17 protein-coding genes are annotated in these 17,542 nt (G+C 66.2%); 9 read left to right on the top strand and 8 right to left on the bottom strand.

The annotated features are described in order from the left end of the window. Positions 1-93: 93 nt before the first annotated feature. Entirely contained in the window at positions 94-1,074 is a 981-nt protein-coding gene (queG, locus tag GYH26_RS01495) for a tRNA epoxyqueuosine(34) reductase QueG (RefSeq protein ID WP_161540200.1), read from the top strand. Here queG and GYH26_RS01490 read toward each other — a convergent pair. The 8 genes from GYH26_RS01490 to GYH26_RS01455 all read right to left on the bottom strand — a co-directional run bounded on the left by GYH26_RS01490 (position 1,059) and on the right by GYH26_RS01455 (position 8,913). Next, positions 1,059-2,339, bottom strand: coding sequence for an MFS transporter (locus GYH26_RS01490; RefSeq protein ID WP_014065999.1), 1,281 nt, complete (start codon positions 2,337-2,339; stop codon positions 1,059-1,061). The two genes, queG and GYH26_RS01490, sit on opposite strands and share 16 nt — an antisense overlap. Before the next feature lie 7 nt (positions 2,340-2,346). Then, on the bottom strand, positions 2,347-3,918 hold the full coding sequence (lysS, locus tag GYH26_RS01485) for a lysine--tRNA ligase (protein WP_014065998.1): 1,572 nt from the start codon (positions 3,916-3,918) through the stop codon (positions 2,347-2,349). A gap of 121 nt (positions 3,919-4,039) precedes the next feature. Beyond that, entirely contained in the window at positions 4,040-4,822 is a 783-nt protein-coding gene (locus tag GYH26_RS01480) for a peptidylprolyl isomerase (RefSeq protein WP_161540199.1), read from the bottom strand. Next, positions 4,819-5,214 (bottom strand): hypothetical protein, encoded by a 396-nt coding sequence (locus GYH26_RS01475; RefSeq protein WP_161540198.1) that lies wholly within the window; start codon positions 5,212-5,214, stop codon positions 4,819-4,821. The genes GYH26_RS01480 and GYH26_RS01475 overlap by 4 nt, the downstream gene beginning before the upstream one ends. After that, the gene (locus GYH26_RS01470; RefSeq protein ID WP_161540197.1) at positions 5,189-5,743 is read right to left on the bottom strand and encodes a hypothetical protein; all 555 of its coding nucleotides are present in this window, start codon (positions 5,741-5,743) and stop codon (positions 5,189-5,191) included. The genes GYH26_RS01475 and GYH26_RS01470 overlap by 26 nt, the downstream gene beginning before the upstream one ends. A gap of 77 nt (positions 5,744-5,820) precedes the next feature. Then, positions 5,821-6,741 (bottom strand): Rossmann-like and DUF2520 domain-containing protein, encoded by a 921-nt coding sequence (locus GYH26_RS01465; RefSeq protein WP_161540196.1) that lies wholly within the window; start codon positions 6,739-6,741, stop codon positions 5,821-5,823. Positions 6,742-6,831: 90 nt separating this feature from the next. Then, positions 6,832-7,752 carry an SDR family oxidoreductase gene (locus tag GYH26_RS01460; protein WP_161540195.1) on the bottom strand — a complete coding sequence of 307 codons (921 nt, stop codon included), beginning with the start codon at positions 7,750-7,752 and terminating at the stop codon, positions 6,832-6,834. Between the two features lie 33 nt (positions 7,753-7,785). Then, positions 7,786-8,913, bottom strand: a complete 1,128-nt coding sequence (locus tag GYH26_RS01455; RefSeq protein WP_161540194.1) for a 6-phosphofructokinase — start codon at positions 8,911-8,913, stop codon at positions 7,786-7,788. 130 nt (positions 8,914-9,043) lie between these two features. Between GYH26_RS01455 and GYH26_RS01450 the strand changes: the two genes are divergently transcribed. From GYH26_RS01450 to GYH26_RS01415, 8 genes are all read left to right on the top strand, one after another. After that, entirely contained in the window at positions 9,044-10,681 is a 1,638-nt protein-coding gene (locus tag GYH26_RS01450; protein ID WP_161540193.1) for a LamG-like jellyroll fold domain-containing protein, read from the top strand. Between the two features lie 4 nt (positions 10,682-10,685). Further along, entirely contained in the window at positions 10,686-12,677 is a 1,992-nt protein-coding gene (locus GYH26_RS01445; RefSeq protein WP_161540192.1) for an OPT family oligopeptide transporter, read from the top strand. Between the two features lie 88 nt (positions 12,678-12,765). Further along, positions 12,766-13,002 (top strand): DUF433 domain-containing protein, encoded by a 237-nt coding sequence (locus GYH26_RS01440; RefSeq protein ID WP_054684992.1) that lies wholly within the window; start codon positions 12,766-12,768, stop codon positions 13,000-13,002. Between the two features lie 3 nt (positions 13,003-13,005). Further along, entirely contained in the window at positions 13,006-13,368 is a 363-nt protein-coding gene (locus GYH26_RS01435; RefSeq protein WP_161540191.1) for a DUF5615 family PIN-like protein, read from the top strand. Between the two features lie 118 nt (positions 13,369-13,486). Next, positions 13,487-14,170: a metal-dependent hydrolase gene (locus tag GYH26_RS01430; protein ID WP_161540190.1), complete on the top strand. Its 684-nt coding sequence runs from the start codon at positions 13,487-13,489 to the stop codon at positions 14,168-14,170. A gap of 92 nt (positions 14,171-14,262) precedes the next feature. After that, complete coding sequence (locus GYH26_RS01425) at positions 14,263-15,255, top strand: hypothetical protein (RefSeq protein ID WP_161540189.1); 993 nt, start codon at positions 14,263-14,265, stop codon at positions 15,253-15,255. Between the two features lie 45 nt (positions 15,256-15,300). Next, positions 15,301-15,813 carry a metallophosphoesterase family protein gene (locus tag GYH26_RS01420; RefSeq protein ID WP_161540188.1) on the top strand — a complete coding sequence of 171 codons (513 nt, stop codon included), beginning with the start codon at positions 15,301-15,303 and terminating at the stop codon, positions 15,811-15,813. Continuing rightward, a complete protein-coding gene (locus GYH26_RS01415) occupies positions 15,810-17,528 on the top strand; it encodes a PP2C family protein-serine/threonine phosphatase (RefSeq protein ID WP_161540187.1) in 1,719 nt (572 codons plus the stop codon). The genes GYH26_RS01420 and GYH26_RS01415 overlap by 4 nt, the downstream gene beginning before the upstream one ends. Positions 17,529-17,542 lie beyond the last annotated feature (14 nt).

Here is a 17,542-nt window from a genome sequence, read left to right as displayed (position 1 = left end):
TTCTCCTTCGGGGGAAGCCCGCTTTTTTATGGCGCCGGATCTCCGGGCGACCGCGTCCGTTGTTTTCTACGCGTACGCCAACCGCCTCCCCCTATGCCCGGCTTCGACGAACACGCACAGCAACGGCTGGCGCAGGCCCTGAAGGCCGAAGCGCGGCGGCTCGGCTTCGACGCCTGTGGCATCTCGAAGGCCGAGCCGCTCGACGAAGAAGCCCGTCGCCTGGAAGCCTGGCTGAAGGCGGGCTACCACGGCACCATGTACTGGATGGAGCGCCACTTCGACAAACGCATCGACCCGACCCGACTCGTCGAGGGCGCCCGCTCGGTCATCTCGGTACTGCACAACTACTACCAGCCCGTCGCACACGACCCCTCGCCCGAGACCGGCAAGATCAGCCGCTACGCCTGGGGCGACGACTACCACGAGGTGCTGAAGGAAAAGCTCTACCAGCTCTTCGCCTGGCTCGAAGCGCAGGTGGGCGAGGTGCACGGCCGCGCCTTTGTGGATTCGGCGCCGGTCATGGACAAGGCCTGGGCCCGCCGCAGCGGCCTGGGCTGGATTGGCAAAAACACGAACCTGATCAACCGCCGAATGGGCTCGTTCTTCTTCATCGGCGAGCTAATCGTGGACGTGCCCCTGCCACCTGACGGACCCATCCCGGACTACTGTGGCACCTGCACGCGCTGCATCGACGCCTGCCCCACCGGCGCGCTCGTGCAACCCTACGTGCTCGACGCCCGCCGCTGCATCTCCTACCTGACCATCGAGCACCGGGGCGACGACATCCCGCCGGAGCTGCAGGAAAAAATGGGCAACTGGATCTTCGGATGCGACATCTGTCAGGACGTCTGCCCCTGGAACAAGTTCAAGTACGCCACGAGCGAACCGCGCTTCATGCCGCGCCCCGGCCTGCCCGACACGCCGCTGGAACGCTGGGAAGAACTGGACCTGGAAGCGTTCCGCCAGAAATTCCGCAAAAACGCCGTCAAACGGGCCAAGTTTGACGGCTTCAAGCGCAACGTGCGGATCGCGCTGCAGAACGTGCGCCGCGCCACGCTTCAGACGCCCGAGTAAGCCCGTCGCTCCCGCGGTACGATCACGGCCAGCCAGGCCAGCCCGATCAGTCCCTGCACCAGCGCAAATGCCAGCACGGCTTCTCGCAGCGAGAGCACCTGCCACTCCAGCAGCATGCTGGCCGCCAGAATCGAGCAACTCTCCGAAAACAGCACGCCCAGCCACTCCGTGGCAAACACGCGTCCCCGGAAGGCGTCTTCCGTGCGCTGCTGGAGCAGCACGCTTGCCAGCACCCAGTTGGCGCCGCTGGCCGCATGGGCCAGCAGCACGGCGGGCGCCACGGCATAGGTCCAGTCCTGCAACCCCACCACGCCATAGCAGAGGCCGCTGAGCACGATGCTCCAGCCCAGCACGGCCGGCCAGCGCCGCGCATCCCGGAAGATCGCCCGGGCCAGCACCGGTCCGATTCCCGTGCCCAGCCCCCGTGCGGCAAACAGCCAGCCGATCCCGGCCGCCTGCGCCGTCGGCTCGATCGCTTCGCCGATCAGCGCCAGCATGTAGACGAGCCCTCCGCCAGCCAGCGCCCAGGCGCTCTTGGCCAGGGCGATGCGCCCGACACCGGGGTGCGTGGTGAGGTAGCGCCAGCCGTCCAGCAGCTCGCGCCTGGCCGTCCGCAGCAGGCCGCCCGCGGCCGGGGCCGTCTGTTGCGGGATGACGGTCCGGTAGATGAAAAAGGCCGAGACCAGATAGGTCAGGCTGTCGATCACGAACACCGGCGTCGTGCCCAGCCAGGCCGTCACCAGTCCGCCCGATGCCGCGCCCAGCGCCAGCATCACCGACCAGGTGGCCGACATGAGCGCGTTGGCCGTCAACAGTTCGTCGGTGCGGACGATGTTCGGGATCGATGCGCTCTTGGCCGGCTGAAAGACGGCCGTCACGACCACCTGCAGCGTGGTCAGCACATAGACCAGGTACACCTCGCCGGGCTCGTCGATCAGCAGGAAGCCCAGCACGATCACCGCCCGCACCAGATCGGCCCCGATCATGAGCCGCCGCCGATCGAACCGATCCACCAGCAGCCCGGCCAGCGGCGAAGCCAGCGCCCAGGGAAGCAGCTTTGTCAGAAACACGCCGCCCAGCGCGAACGGCGAGCCGGTCAGTTCCGAAACCAGCGTGTACAGAGCGATCGTGTTGAACCAGTCGCCCAGCAGCGAGATGAGGTTGCCCAGCCACAACCGGCGGAAATGCACGTTCCGGCGCACCAGCGCCACATAACCCGTCGCCGGGGCGGCGCGACCAACCGGCCGGGACGGAGCGGCCTCCATGGGACGCTCAGGCCTCGGACGTCTCCTTTTCGGCCCCGTCGGATCCGGCCGGCACGGCCGGTTGCTCGGGCCGCAGCAGCGGAAACAGAATCACGTCCCGAATCGAAGGCTGGTTCGTCAGAATCATGGCCAGCCGGTCGATGCCGATGCCCAGCCCGGCCGTCGGCGGCATGCCGTACTCCAGTGCCCGCAGGAAGTCTTCGTCGATCTGCATGGCTTCCTCGTCGCCGGCCGCCCGCAACCGCGCCTGCTCCTCGAAGCGTGCCCGCTGATCGTCCGGATCGTTCAGCTCACTGAAGGCATTGCACAGCTCCTTGCCGCCCACGATCACCTCGAAGCGCTCGACCAGCCCGGGCTTTTCGCGGTGGCGCTTCGCCAGCGGACTCAGCTCGATCGGATAATCAATGATGAAGGTGGGCTGGATCAGGTGGGGCTCGACGAATTCGCCGAAAATCTCGTCGATGATCTTGCCGCTGCCCATTGTGTCGTCGATCTCCAGCCCCAGCTTGCGGGCGATCTCGGCCAGCTCGTCGCGCGACTTGCCGTAGAGATCGTAGCCTGTCCGCTCCTTGATCGCCTCGAACATCGGGATGCGCGGCCAGGGCCGGCGGAACGAGATCGTGTGCTCGCCCCACTGCACCTCCGGCGAGCCGGTCACTTCGGTGGCCACATGCTCGAGCAACTCCTCCACGAAGTCCATCATCCAGTAGTAGTCCTTGTAGGCCACGTACAGCTCGAGCATCGTGAACTCCGGATTGTGGAAGCGGCTGAGCCCTTCGTTCCGGAAGTCTTTACCGATCTCGTAGACGCCCTCGTAGCCGCCCACGATCAGCCGCTTCAGGTACAGCTCGTCGGCAATGCGCAGGTAGAGCTGCATGTCGAGCGCGTTGTGGTACGTGATGAAGGGCCGGGCCGAAGCGCCCCCGTACATAGGCTGCAGAATGGGCGTTTCGACCTCCAGATAGCCCCGTTCGTCCAGGAACCGTCGGATCGTCGTAATCATGCGCGCCCGCTTGCGGAAAACCTCCCGCACTTCGGGGTTGATGATCAGATCGGCGTACCGCTGCCGGTAGCGAAATTCCTTGTCCGTCACCTCGTTGTACACCTTCCCGTCCTGCTCTTTGACGACGGGCAACGGACGGAGCGCTTTGGCCAGCAACTCGAGGCGTCGGGCGTGAACGGTGATTTCGCCCATGCGCGTGCGGAACACGAAGCCCTCCACGCCCACGATGTCGCCAATGTCCAGCAGTTTCTTGAAGACCTGATCGTAGAAGCCTTCGGGCAGGTCCTGGCGCCGGACGTACACCTGAATGCGGCCGGTTTCGTCCTGCAGATCGAAGAAGGCGGCCTTGCCCATGATGCGCCGCGTCATGATCCGGCCGGCAATCGACACCTCGTAGGGTTCGGGCGCCGGCCCGTCCTCCCGCGGCTGGTGCCGTTCATCGTCAAAGTTCTGCAGGATCTCGGCCGCATGGGCCGTAACCTCCCAGCGATAGGGGTACGGATTGATCCCCATCGCTTCGAGCTGCTGGCGCGCCCGGCGCCGTTCCAGTTCCTGTTCGGTCAGTACGCGCTTCATGGCTTGCGATCCGACGGCCTGACTTTCGGAAAAACAAAACAAAAGACGCAGCCCGACGAGCTACGTCCTTTCTGCCGGAAAACCGGGTAGCAGGTGGTACCGTACGCCGGCAAAACGGGTTTCAGGAGCCGGGTGAATAGTTTTCAAGCGGGCGAATCGTCATGGGAACGGGCTGCAGCGGCCGATCGAGCATTGTCGGCGGAGCCTGCCGACCGGTGCTTCGCGGCGTGGGCACCCGCGCGATGGCGTCCATCACCTCGAAGCCTTCGACCAGTTCACCGAAGACCGTGTAGAGTCCGTCCAGAAACGGCGCCCCGCCCACCGTCTGGTAAAGCTGCCGGACCGAGTCCGGGAAGGCGAAGTCCGGGGCCGGGATCTGCTCCCGCAGGTAGACTTCGATCTCGTCCAACGTGGCCTCGTCGAATGTGCGCCCGACGACCAGGTAGAACTGGCTGCCGCTGGAGCGCCGCTCGGGGTTCACCTCGTCGCCCTGACGGGCGGCGGCCAGTGCGCCGCGTTTGTGGAACAGGCCGGGACGAATCTCGGCCGGAAGCGTGTAGCCCGGCCCGCCGGTGCCGTCATTCGACGGGTCGGCGTCCTTCGAGTTCGGATCGCCGCCCTGAATGACGAACCCGTCGATCACCCGGTGAAACGTCGTGCTGTCGTAGAAGCCTGCCGCCACCAGCCGCTTGAAGTTGTCCCGGTGCAGCGGCGTTTCGTCGTAGAGCCGCACGACCATACGGCCCAGCGGCGTACGGATTTCGTAGTAGTTGGTGGCGGGAAGCGCCAGCGTGTCGGTCGCCTGCGCCAGGCTATCGGCTTCGACCGACGGTGTGGACGGGGCCGACTGACAGGCTGCTACAAAAAACGCCAGCGCCACGCCTGCAAGCCATCGTATGTTCATGACAGCAAGGGTTTGAAGTATTCCAGAATGGCAATGCGCAGCAGCTTTTCCTGATCGTCGCGCGAGAGTTCGGGCCAGGGTGAAAAGGCGGGCTCCCAGGCCGTGGGATCGTTCGCGACGCGCCGGTACAGGCCGATGGCGGCAAACGCATGCCGGGCGCCTTCCATGATCACCTCCTGCTTCTGTTCCCGGGACATTCCGGGCTCGAAGCCGCGCCCCCGTTCCTGAATGCCGATCAGAAACAGCACCTGTTCGATGCCGGTTGGCGTTCGGCCCACCAGATTTTCCAGATGCGCCAGGAGCCACGCCCACCGCGCTTCCAGCTCCTGATCGGCCTCGGCGAGCCAGCGCGCGATCGGTTCCGTGTTATTCGATCCACTCACGGGCTTCATGGAGGAGATGTCGTTGATGCTGTCGCAACAGGCGAAGCAGCAACGCTCCAACGCGACGGGACAGGCTGCTCCGGGGTTGCGCCCGGACGAGCGGTGGAATACGCTGCAGCGCGTCTTCGACGGCTTCGAGTGCTTCGGACAGAGCGAACCACCACGACCGCTCCGGCGGTCCGGATTCGACGGGCCGCTCGTAGCGCAGCACCTGCTGCCCGCGTTCGTTCAGCGCCCCGCGCAGCATCTGGATGGCGGTCGCCAGCGTCTCGGTCATCTCCTGCAGCGTCTCCCGCTGGGCCAGCGACAGCGAGGCGTCTGCCGCCTGCTGCTCGCGCTGCAGCACGCGCTCGAGCATGGGCAGCAACGCGGCCAGCACCGATTGGAATGCCAGCGTGGCCGCTTCTTCACCCCTCAGCAGGGTTTCCAGTCGTTCCAGGGCCGGATGCTCGATCGTAGCAAGCTCAACGGTTGGTGTTTCGGAAGATTGCGTCCAGCTCTTTCGTAAAGCCGCAGCGCGACGGCGTCGTATGCGCATATTTCAAACAACTCATTCTCCGTCACTTAGTCCGACGGCGCCCAACTTTGCAGGGCAAGGGATGTTCCGGTCTGTCGCTATGGCAGACGTTCCGGCGGTATATCCGACCGCGTATCGAGCGCTTCCTGCAGCCGATCCAGCAGGGCTGTCGCCCGCTCGGGGGCCAGACGCCCACTGCGCACGCCCACGCGGATCATCTCGGTGGTCAGCGCCGCATAGACGGGCAGCAGGTGGGGCAGGTGTTGCTGCAACGTCTCCAGGTGTTGCGTGATCGGCCCCAGATCGCCCCGCACGGCCGGTCCGGTCAGCGCCTCCTCCGGCAGCAACTGCTCCAGGTTGTGCAGCGTGCCCTGCACCAGCGGCAGCAGCATGGCATGCGCTTCGGGTCGCGAAAGGCCGATGCTGGCCAGCACTTCGCCGGCCATGGCCATGAGCGCTCCCAGCCCGTTCGAGGCGAGTACGGCGGCCAGGTGATAGCGCGGCTTCGTCTCGGCCGAGAGTTCGACCGGTCGGGCCCCCAGCGCCCGTGCCACCTCGCGTCCCAGCGCGACCGCCTCCGGATCGCCTTCCAGCCCGACGGCAACGCCCGCCAGCGAGGGCGGTGGCCCCTGACGGGGAAACGACTGGACCGGGTGAAAGCTCAGCAGCAGGGCGCCGCGGCGTCCCACCGGTTCCAGCACGCGCGCCGGGAGCGCGCCCGAGGTGTGCGCCACCACCGTACACGGCCAGTCGTGCGGCACCAGTGCCAGTTGTTCGGCCAGGCCGGGCAGCGCGTCGTCCGGCACACAACAGAACACCAGGCGCACTTCACCCGGCAGATCTTCCAGGGCCGCCGACGCCACCGGTGCTTCCACCTGCGCGGCCAGCTCGCGGGCCGAGACCGGATTGCGGCTGATCACGGCGGCGATCGGGTAGCCGGCCGCCCGCAACGATTGCCCCAGCGCCCGCCCGACGGCGCCGGCTCCCACGATGGCCACGACCGGTTGCGGGACCGACATGATCCGAGCCGTTTGTGATCCGCGTTACGGGAAAAGTAGGGATGCCACCACGCCTGCGCAACCAGCTTCTCTCAGGTAAAGCATACGTCCTCAGGCCGCCCGGCGCACGTAGGCGATCGTCTCGGGCGTGAAGGGTACCTGCGGCACGTCGAAGTCGCGGTAGAAAGCCGACGGATCGCACGTGTTGCCTTCGATCAGCATGGCGAGTTGCTCCGGGGTGACGGGCAGCAGGCCGATGCGTCCCAGCGTGCCGACCAGCAGACGCACCGGCCCCAACGGCAAATGCAATTTGGGTTTCGGCCGTCCGCGAAGGGCCCGGGCGATCACGTCCAGGATCTCGTCGTAGGCGAGCGGCTGCGGGCCGGCCACGCAGTAGGTCTGGCCACGCGCCTCCGGCCTGGTCAGCGCCTGCGCAAAAGCAGCCGCCACCACCTCGACGGCCACCGGCTGCAACCGATACTGCCCGTCGCCGAAGACGGGCAGTACCGGGAGCGGCCGGACGAGCCGTCGGGCCAGCTCCGTGACGAACTCCATCGGGGCCCCTTTCGGATCGCCGAAAATGATCGAAGGCCGGAAGATCGTCCAGTGCGCAAAGCCGGCATGCCGGACGATTTCCTCCGCTTCCCATTTGCTCGTCTGATAGGCCGTCGTGCCGTCGGGGCGTGCACCGTTGGCGCTCATGTGGATGAAGCGCGAAATGCCAGCCTGCTGAGCCGCCTCCACCATGTGCAGCGTGCCCCGACGGTGTACGGCATCGAACGTAATGCCCTGGCGGGGCTTTTCGGCGATGATGCCCACCAGGTGCACCACGGCCTCGCAACCGTCGAGCGTGCCCGCGAACGTCTCGGGGCGAAGCAGATCGCCGCCCACCTTCTCGACGCCCTCCTCCTCGAAAGGTAGCGGATGGTCGGGCTGCCGCACCAGGCACCGCACCTCGTGGCCGGCCGCCCGCAGCGCCTGCAGCACGTAGCGTCCGACGAATCCGGTGGCACCGGTCAGATAGACTTTCATGGTTCAGGCCATGGTTGGAAGCATTAATGCACCTCAGGCCAGCGGCGTGGTCGGCTCGGCGCCCACCAGCGGCGAGGTCAGCGCCCGGACGCCCAGCGACGTACCCACGGCCAGCGCGGCCCCCAGCATGGGGTGATCGAGCGGTACGGTACGCGTGCGTCCGGCCACCTCGGCCAGCGGGACGGTGGTCAGTCGGCCGTCGCGAAGTGCCACCATACAGCCATACCGTTCGGCCTGCACCAGCGCGGCCGCGTAGGCGCCAAAGGCCGAGGCCAGGCTGCGGTCGTAGGCTGTGGGCGTGCCGCCCCGCTGCACGTGGCCCAGCACGGTGGTGCGCACCTCGCTCCGCAGGCGCTCGCGAAGCTGGCGCTCCAGTTCGTAGCCGATCCCGCCCAGCCGGATCGGGTCGGGGCTTTCGGGCACGCGCTCCCGCACGTGGAAGGAGCCCCCTTCGGGACGCGCCCCTTCGGCCACCACGACGATCGTAAAGCGACGGCCGTCGCTTTCGCGCTCGCGGCACACCTCGGCCACCACCTCCACGTCGAAGGGCAGCTCGGGGATCAGGATCACGTCGGCTCCGGCCGCCACACCCGCATAGAGCGCGATCCACCCGGCATAGCGTCCCATCGTCTCACAGATCATCACGCGGTGGTGACTCTGCGCCGTGGTGTGCAGTCGATCGATGGCCTCCGTGGCGATGTGTACGGCCGTATCGAATCCGAACGTACGCTCGGTGCCCCAGATGTCGTTGTCGATCGTCTTGGGCACGCCGATGAAACGAAGTCCTCGCTCCGAGAGTCCGTGGGCGATCGTCATCGTGCCATCGCCGCCGATGGCCACGATGCCGTCCAGCTCCAGCTCGCGGTACAGCGCGATGACTTCGGCCGACACGTCGGCCTCCCCCCGTCGGTAGTAGCGAAACGGATTGGCCCGATTGCTCGTGCCGAGAATCGTACCGCCCCGCGTCAGGATGCCGCTGACGTCCTGAAATTCGAGCGTCCGAAATCGACCTTCGATGAGTCCTTCGTAGCCGTCTTCGAAGCCGATCACCTCGGCGTTGGCCTGAAGGATCAGGCTCTTGGTGACGGCGCGGATGACGGCGTTCATGCCCGGGCAATCGCCGCCGCCGGTCAGCAGGCCGATGCGTAAACGTCGCGGCATGGCTGGTAGCACCGTATGTTTTTCAGGGCTTCAAAGGGTCAACCCCGTTTGACAGGCGAAGGGTCCGCGCCTATCTTTTCCAACTGGTAACGAATCCCCCACCGAATCGCCGCTCTGCCGGCGCTTTTCCATGAAGACGCGGGCGCGTGTGCTGTTGCTGGCCGCGGTGCTGGCCTCGTGTCTGCGGGCGGGCACGGCCCGGGCGCAATTGCAGGCGCTCTGGAGCGGCGAGCGGTTGCAGGCTGGCCAGACGGCCAACCTGTTTGCCCGCTGGGAGGGTACGGTGCCCTTCTACGGAACCCTGCTGGACGTGCCGCCCGACTGGTCCGTGCGCCGGGCATGGGCCGTGCGTCCGGGCCTCGGACCGATTCTCCTTCGGCTCGACACGCTGGCAAGCGGTCGCTTCCGGCTGCGGCCGGATCGGCCGATCGACGGTCCACTGGTGCTCTGCATCGAGACGACGCCGGGCAGTCCCGGCCTGACGCTCTGGCAACTGGCATCGCTTGAGCCCTCCGAGTCTTCCGCAAAAAAGCTCGAACCCCGGACGGCCGAAGTGCAGCGACAGGCGCTTTTCGTGCAACCGGCCGATACGGAAAACCCGCGCAACTACGTGCTGGCGGTGCGGCGCGGCGCCCGGCCGCTCCTGGTGACGGACACGCTGCTGCGCCGACTGGACCTGCGGCATCCGTTCACCGTGGCCCTCTGGCTCAAAAGCACCGACCGCGACGCCGTGGTGCTCTCCACCTGGCGCGGCGACGAGCAGCAGCCCTATCCGATCGAGCTCGTGCTGGACGCGGCCGGCTTTCTGCGGGCCTACCGGGGCCGCCCCGGCCTGCACCAGGGCCTGATCACGCCACGTCCCGTCGCCGACGGAAGCTGGCATCACATCGCGCTGAGCTACGATCCGGTCTCGGGCTGGACCCGCCTCTATCTGGACGGCCGCGCGGTCGACTCGCTCTACGCACCGGACGTCGCGTCTATCGATCCGCCGGAAGCGCTCGCCCTCGGCGGTCGCCCGGGCCAGATGGAAACCGACTTCGGGGGCCTGCTGGATGCGATCGTGCTGGATCGACATGCCTGGTCGGCCGCTCAGGTGCGCCGCCTCTTCCGAAGGGCCGATCCGCCCGCCGACGGCCTGCGTCTCGACTTCGAGGCGGCTACGCTTCGCCTGCCGCCGGGCATGCGTCGTCGCCGCGCCGATCTATTTTTCTTTGAGCCCCTGCAACACCTGCAGGCGCTGAGCACCGACGACGGCCAGGTGCTGCTGAGCTGGACGTGCACGGACCGGCAGACCCGCGCCTTTGTGGTGGAGCGCTCCACCGACGGTCGCGACTTTACCATGATTGCCCGCGTGCCGGCCGACTGCTCGGGCCTGCCCTTTACGTTCCGCGATCCGTCGCCGCCTGACGCCCCGGTGCTCTACTATCGGATCCAGCAGGAACTTGAAGGCGGCGTGCTTTACCCTTCCGCCGTGCTCAAGCTGGGAAGGGCGCCCGTGCAGTCCGGACGCGCACTGCTGGTGGGCAACTTCCCGAATCCATTCCAGGGACGCACCACCATTCAGTACGAGCTGCACGAGCCGATGCCCGTCCGGCTGTCGATCTGGGACCTCTCGGGCCACGAAGTGCGCGTGCTGGTCGATGCCGTGCAGTCCCCCGGACGGTACACGCTCACCTTCGACGCTACAGATTTGCCCAGCGGTACGTATTTTCTCCGCCTGGAGACGCCCGAGGGCGTGCAGACGCACAAGATGATCCTGGTCCGCTGAGCCTATGGAACGTCCTGCTTCGGTTTCGACAGGTCCCTACATCCCGCCCGATCGATCGCTGCCGGAGATTACCGTCAAGGCGCTGATTCTGGGCGTGATTCTGGCCGCCGTGCTCGCCGCGGCGAACGCCTACCTGGGCCTCAAGGTGGGCATGACCGTATCGGCCTCGATTCCGGCCGCCGTCATCTCGATGGGCGTGCTGCGGCTGTTTCGACGCGCGAACATTCTGGAAAACAACATCGTGCAGACGGCCGCCTCGGCCGGCGAGTCGCTGGCGGCCGGCGTGATCTTCACGCTGCCGGCGCTGATCCTGCTGGGCTACTGGCAGGGCTTTCCATATCTCGACACACTGGCCGTGGCGGCGGCCGGCGGCGTGCTGGGTGTGCTGTTCACGATCCCGCTGCGACGGGCGCTCATCATCGAAGGGGGCCTGCGCTTTCCCGAAGGCATCGCCACGGCCGAGGTGCTCATTGCGGGCGACGAAGGCGGGCGGGGCGTGCGCGACATTGCCGTGGCGGCCGTTGCCGGCGGCCTGGTCAAGCTGGCCCAGACGGGCTTCCGAGTGCTGGCCGGCACGGTGGACGGCGCCGTGCAGGTGGGCCGCGCGCTGTTCGGCTTCGGGAGCGAGCTGGGCGTGGCGCTGCTGGGCGTGGGCTACATCGTGGGGCTCCGCATCGCGACGCTGGTCTTCGCGGGCGGACTGATCTCGTGGCTGTTCGGGATTCCCATCTACACGGCGCTGCACGGCCTGCCCGAGGGTGCTGAAGGCTACGAGGCCGCCCTGCAGATCTGGAGCACCAGGATTCGCTACCTGGGCGTGGGTGCCATGGCGGTCGGGGGCCTGTGGGCGCTGCTGTCGCTGATCCGTCCGATCCGCGACGGCGTGCGGGCTTCGTGGCAGGCTGTTCGGGAGGCCCGCCAGGGGCATCAGGTGGCCATCCCCCGCACCGAACGCGACACGCCCATTCATTTCGTGCTGGCCGGCACGCTGGCCATGGCGCTGCCGCTGGTGTTCGTCTTCCTGCACGTGATCGATCAACCGCACCTGGGCGCCTCAGACGGCACCTACGCGGCGACCATCGCCTTCGGCGTCCTGTTTGCGCTCGTGGCCGGCTTTCTGTTTTCATCGGTGGCCGGCTACATGGCCGGTCTGGTGGGCTCGTCGAACAACCCGATCTCCGGCGTCACGATCGCCACGATCCTGACGGCCTCGCTGCTGTTGCTGTTGCTGCTGGGCAGCCAGATCGACCTGCAGGTGAACGCCGAACGGGCCACGGCGGCGGCCGCCACGGCCATCCTGATCGGCGCGGTGGTCTGCTGCGCGGCGGCCATCGCCGGCGACAACATGCAGGACCTCAAAACCGGCCACCTGGTGGGCGCCACGCCCTACAAACAGCAGATCATGCAGATGGTGGGCGTGCTGACCGGTGCGCTCGTGCTGGCACCCGTGCTGGAGCTGCTCTTCAATGCCTACGGACTCGGCGGCGTCTTTCCGCGCGAGGGCATGGATCCGTCCCAGATGCTCGCAGCTCCCCAGGCCAGCCTCATGCAATCGGTGGCGCAGGGCGTCTTTGCCCGGAGCCTGGACTGGACGATCATCGGGATCGGCGCATTGATCGCCGTCGCCATCATTGCGGCCGATCAGGTGTTGAAGGCGCGTGGCAGCAGCTTCCGGATGCCCGTGCTGGCCGTAGCCGTGGGCATCTACCTGCCGCTGGAGCTGTCGGTGCCGATCTTCGTGGGCGGACTCGTCTCGTATGCGGCCGGACGGGCACTCGGCGGGCGCCAGGAGTCGTCGCGCGGGCTGCTGTTCGCCTCCGGGCTGATTACCGGCGAGGCGCTCGTGGGCATTCTGCTGGCCATTCCGTTCGCGCTGGCCCAGAGCACCGACGTGCTGCGCCTGGTGCCCGACAGCTTCGCCCCCGTGGCCCACACGCTGGGCGTGCTCGTTTTCCTCGGCTTCGTGTACTGGCTCTACCGCGTCGCGCGTACGTAATCACCTGCTGCATCGAAAACATGCGGCGATCCTCCGTGTCCTTTATGCGTAATTCAGCCTGAGCGTTGACATCTTGCCTGCACAACCCATGGAAAAGCCAGAGGCCCTGTGGACGCGTATTGAAGTCAATCCGCGCATCATGCTCGGGAAGCCGGTCATTCGCGGCACACGCATTCCCGTAGAACTCATTCTGCGCAAATTAAGCGAAGGTGCCACCGAAGAAATGCTCCTGGAAGCTTACCCCCACCTGACGCGTGAGGACATTCGGGCTGCCCTGGCTTTCGCTGCCGCCCTATTGGCCAACGAAGAGTCCTTAACGCTTTAATTCATGCCACTGCGTTTCCTGGTTGACGAAAGTTGCGACTACATAGTTGTTCAAGCGCTTCGGCAAGCTGGCCACGATGTACTGGCGGTTGCGGAGTCATTACGCGGCGCTGAAGACCAGAAAGTAGCTGAATACGCCTGGCGGGAAAAACGCATCGTTATCACGGAAGATAAAGATTTTGGACGTCTGGTTTATGCGCAGCGACAGACGCAAACAGGCGTTGTGCTGGTGCGCTTTCCCGCCTCCCGTCGAGCCGACCTGTGCCCGGCGCTTCTCTCGCTAATTCAGCGGTACGAGAATCAACTGGCCGGGGCCTTTATCGTTTTGCAGCCTGAACGTGTTCGCTTTCGCAAACTTCCCGAATAATCAACCCCTCGTAGCCGGATCGTAACAGGCACCTCGGCCGCTCGGACTGGCAAAAGACCTGGCCTTCTCGTTTATTAGAGAGGATGGATCCGGTCTTAACGCAAACCAGAGGATCACCATGAAGCTCACGTATTTCGGACATTCGGCCTTCCAGATCGAGACGAACGGCACGACGCTGCTTTTCGACCCCTTCATCACGGGCAATCCGCACACGCAGGGCGTCGTGACGGCCGACCAGCTGCGACCGGATGTGATTCTGCTCACGCATGCGCACGGCGATCACTGGGGCGATACGCTGTCCATCGCCCGCCGCACCAACGCGCTGCTGATCGCCAACTTCGAGATCACTCAGTATGCCCAGAAGCACGGGCACAGCAACGTCCACCCCATGAACACCGGCGGCTCCTGGCAATTCCCGTGGGGCCGCGTGACGCAGACCTACGCCCGGCACTCGTCGTCATTCCCGGACGGCACCTATGGCGGCAACCCGAACGGCTATATCCTTGAGATCGAAGGCAAGGTGATCTACGATCTGGGCGACACCTGCCCCTTCGCCGAGATGGCCTGGTACGGTGAGGATTACAACATCGACGTGGCGCTCATGCCGGTGGGCGATCTGTTCACGATGGGCGTCGAGGGGGCCGTCCGGGCCGCCAAGATGCTCAAACCCGGCCTGATCATTCCAATTCACTACAACACGTTCCCGCCCATTCAGATCGACATCGAGCAGTGCCGCAAGCGTCTGGAGCAGGAGGGCTTCAAAGTGCAGGTCATGAAGCCGGGCGAAAGCCTGACGCTCTAAGGGGCTGGACTTTTTGCAGATAATTTGTAAATTGTGGTTGCGGGTACGGTCCGATCCCGTACCCCTTTTGCCTTCACCAGCCATCCCCCACCATGCGAGGCGCTGGATTTCAGGCGCTGCGTCGGCTTGCCCGTACGGGCAGCATGTTGCTGCTGCTGGGCACCGGTCTGAGCGACCCGGCCGCAGCGCAGGCGCCCGCCCAGCTCAACGACGGGCTGTATCAGAGCGAAACGGCCCGCCGTAGTTTCTTCGACGGCTATGCCGTGGGAACCGAGCTGTTCTGCTGCGCCCGCACGCTCAATCAGGAAAGCGGTCCGGCCAGCAGCGGCCTGTTCGGTCTGCCGCTGGGGTTGCGCTTTCACCTGAACTATGCGCTGGGTGACCGGCTCGATCTGGGCGCCGTGCTCAACGCCAGCGGCAGCACCACAGGGCGCACGCTGGCCGTCGACTGGATCCTGCTCAAGTTCTATCAGGCTTCGGAAAACGACAGCTATGCGTTTCGGCTGGCCGTCGATCCGTCGGTAGACGGCATGCTGGGCTTTCCACAGATCGATGTGGCGCTGCTCACCTCGTCGCTGCTTTCGCCGTTCGTAGTGGCCAACTACGCCATCGGCCTGCGCCGCGTCCGCACCGGCTACGAGCGCTGGACGCCGCTGGAGGAAGTCGAGACGTCCCCGAACGCCGTACTGATTGCCGCCGACCCTCCGCCGCGCTTCGAAATCACCTACCAGCAGGCTTTCGGCTGGGAGTTGCACCTGCTGATGAGCTATGCGTTGCTGCTCAACCCGGCCCGCAGCAACGTCTTCGTGGGCCTGACCGGCACAGCCCGCTACTACAACCTGATGGAGTCGGCCCGCGAGACGCGCACCGTAACGGAAGGAGCCGGCAAGCGCGGCGCCGAGGAAGCGACCGTCTGGGAACGCACCTACAACGGCGGCATCGTCTGGGCGCAGGGTGGCCTGGAATACAACCGGCCGTCCTATCAGCTTTCGCCTTTCGTGGGGCTTCCGTTGCTGTTCTGGTCTTCGGAAACCGAAGAAGCCGCGCCGCGTGTGCAGGCAGGCCTGCGCCTGACATTGCGCTGAAGGCGTATCGGGACGGCAGGCGAATAAGCGGTCGTATTCGGTGCGATGATCCTCGGCATTCTCTCCGATACGCATGGTTTTTTTCATCCGGCGCTTCCCGAGGCGTTCGCGGGCGTCGACCTGATTCTGCACGCCGGCGATGTGGGCTCTCCGGAGGTGCTCGAGCGACTCGAAGCGCTGGCGCCCGTCCACGCCGTCTACGGCAACATCGACGGCCCCGAACTGCGCCGGCGCCTTCCGTCTGAACTCTGGCTGACGATGGAGGGCCTGCGTATCTGGATGACGCATATCGGCGGACGTCCCGGGCGCTGGGCGCCGGGCATCGCCGCCCGTCTGCGTCAGGAGCGGCCGGACGTGTTCATCTGCGGCCACAGCCACATCCTGCGCATCGAGCGCGTCCCCTCGCTGGGCGGCATGCTCTACCTGAATCCGGGCGCGGCCGGACGCGAGGGCTTTCACCGCGTCAAGACCTGCGTGCGGCTGCACCTGGCCGACGGCCGCGCGCGCCAGGCCGAAGTCGTGCATCTGGATGAAATCCCCGAAGCGTCGGCGCCATGAGCAACACCACCACGGTCAGACCGACCGACCGCTTCGACCTGCGGGCGCTCTACGAAGCGAGCCGCCTGCTGAGCACTTCGGACGACCGGGCGGCCGTCGTGCGCAACCTGCTGCTCTCGACGCTGAGCAAGCTGCTGGTCACACGCGGTGCCGTGCTGCTGTTCGACCCGCTGACGCAACGCTTCCGGGTGGCCGACGCCCGGGGACCGATCGATCTGGCACCGGGCACCGAACTGGCGCTGCCGCTACCGAATACGGATCGCCTGCTGCACGACGCGGAGGTGCCCGAAACCCTGCGCGCCCGGGGACTCTGCCTGCTGGTGCCCCTGATGTTTCGCCACCGGCTGCTGGGTCTGCTGGCACTGGGCCGTAAGGCTACGGGCCAGCCGTTTTCGAAGCGCGAACTGGAGTTCGTGCAGGCGCTGGCCACGCTGTCGGCCGCCGCGCTGCACAACGCGCTGCTCATCGAGGAACTGCAACAGGCCAACCGGGACCTGGATCTGCGCCTGCAGCAACTCGACACGCTGTTCGAGCTGGCACAGGAATTCAATGCGACGATCGATCGAAACCGGCTGGCGCATCTGCTCTCGCTGGCGCTGATGGGCCAGCTCCTCATCAACCGCTATCTGTTGCTGGTCCGCATCGAGGCCGCCGACGGCAACGCCACGTTCGAGGTACTTGCCAGCCGCGGACTGCCCTCCTCACTGCCTCCGGAGCGTATCGAACAACTGGGCCGCCTCGAACAGCCGCTGTTGCTGGAAGAAGCGCCCCCCGCCTGGGACTGGCTGCGGGCCTTTCAACTCTACCTGGTGCTGCCCATCCGGCAACAGGGGATCACCCAGGCCGTGCTGGGCCTGGGCCGGCGCATCAACGGCGCGCCCTACGGTCCGGGCGAACTGGAGTTTCTCTACGCGCTGGGGACGCTGGCCGCCTCGGCCATCCGCAACACGTTTCTGATCGAAGCCCAGATCGAACGCCAGCACCTGGAGCGTGAGCTGCAGCAGGCCCGCCAGATCCAGCAGCGCCTGCTGCCCCGGCGACTGCCCGAAGTGCCGGGCGTGGAGCTGGCCGCCTGTGCCCTGCCCAGCCAGGAGGTGGGCGGCGATTATTATGATGTACTGCGCGAACCCGACGGGAGTCTGCGCCTGGCCATCGCCGACGTGGCCGGCAAAGGCATGGCCGCCGCCCTGCTCATGGCCAACCTGCAGGCCTGCCTGCACGTGCTCGTGCCGCTCGAAAGCACGCTGGAACGGAGCACGGCCCAGATCAACCGCGTCGTCTGCGAAAACACCGAGGCCGACCGCTTCATCACGTTTTTCCAGGCACGCTACACCCCCTCCACCCGTCAGCTTGCCTACGTGAACGCCGGCCACAATCCGCCGATGCTGCTCCGCGCGTCCGGCCGGGCGGAGCGGCTGAGCCGCGGCGGCCTGCTGCTGGGCGTGCTTCCCGACGCCCGCTACGAAGCCGAACGCCTCTCCCTTGCGCCGGGCGACCTGCTCGTGCTGTTCACCGACGGCGTCACCGAAGCGATGGGACCCGGCGACGAACCCTTCGGCGAAGACCGCCTGCTGGCCTGCCTGCAGGCCCACCGCCACGCCTCGGCCCGGGCCATCGTCGAGGCCGTACGCCAGGCCGTCGAGCAGTTCACCGGTCGCCCGGCCAACAGCGACGACGACTTCACCCTGGTCGTTCTGAAAGTGCTGCCTTCCTGAGCCGGAACCTTTAT

Origin of the sequence: Rhodothermus marinus (assembly GCF_009936275.1) — a bacterium.
Classification (GTDB): Bacteria; Bacteroidota; Rhodothermia; order Rhodothermales; family Rhodothermaceae; genus Rhodothermus; species Rhodothermus marinus_A.
Note: the sequence above shows the minus strand (reverse complement) of the source record. Positions and strands in the feature narration are given on the sequence as shown.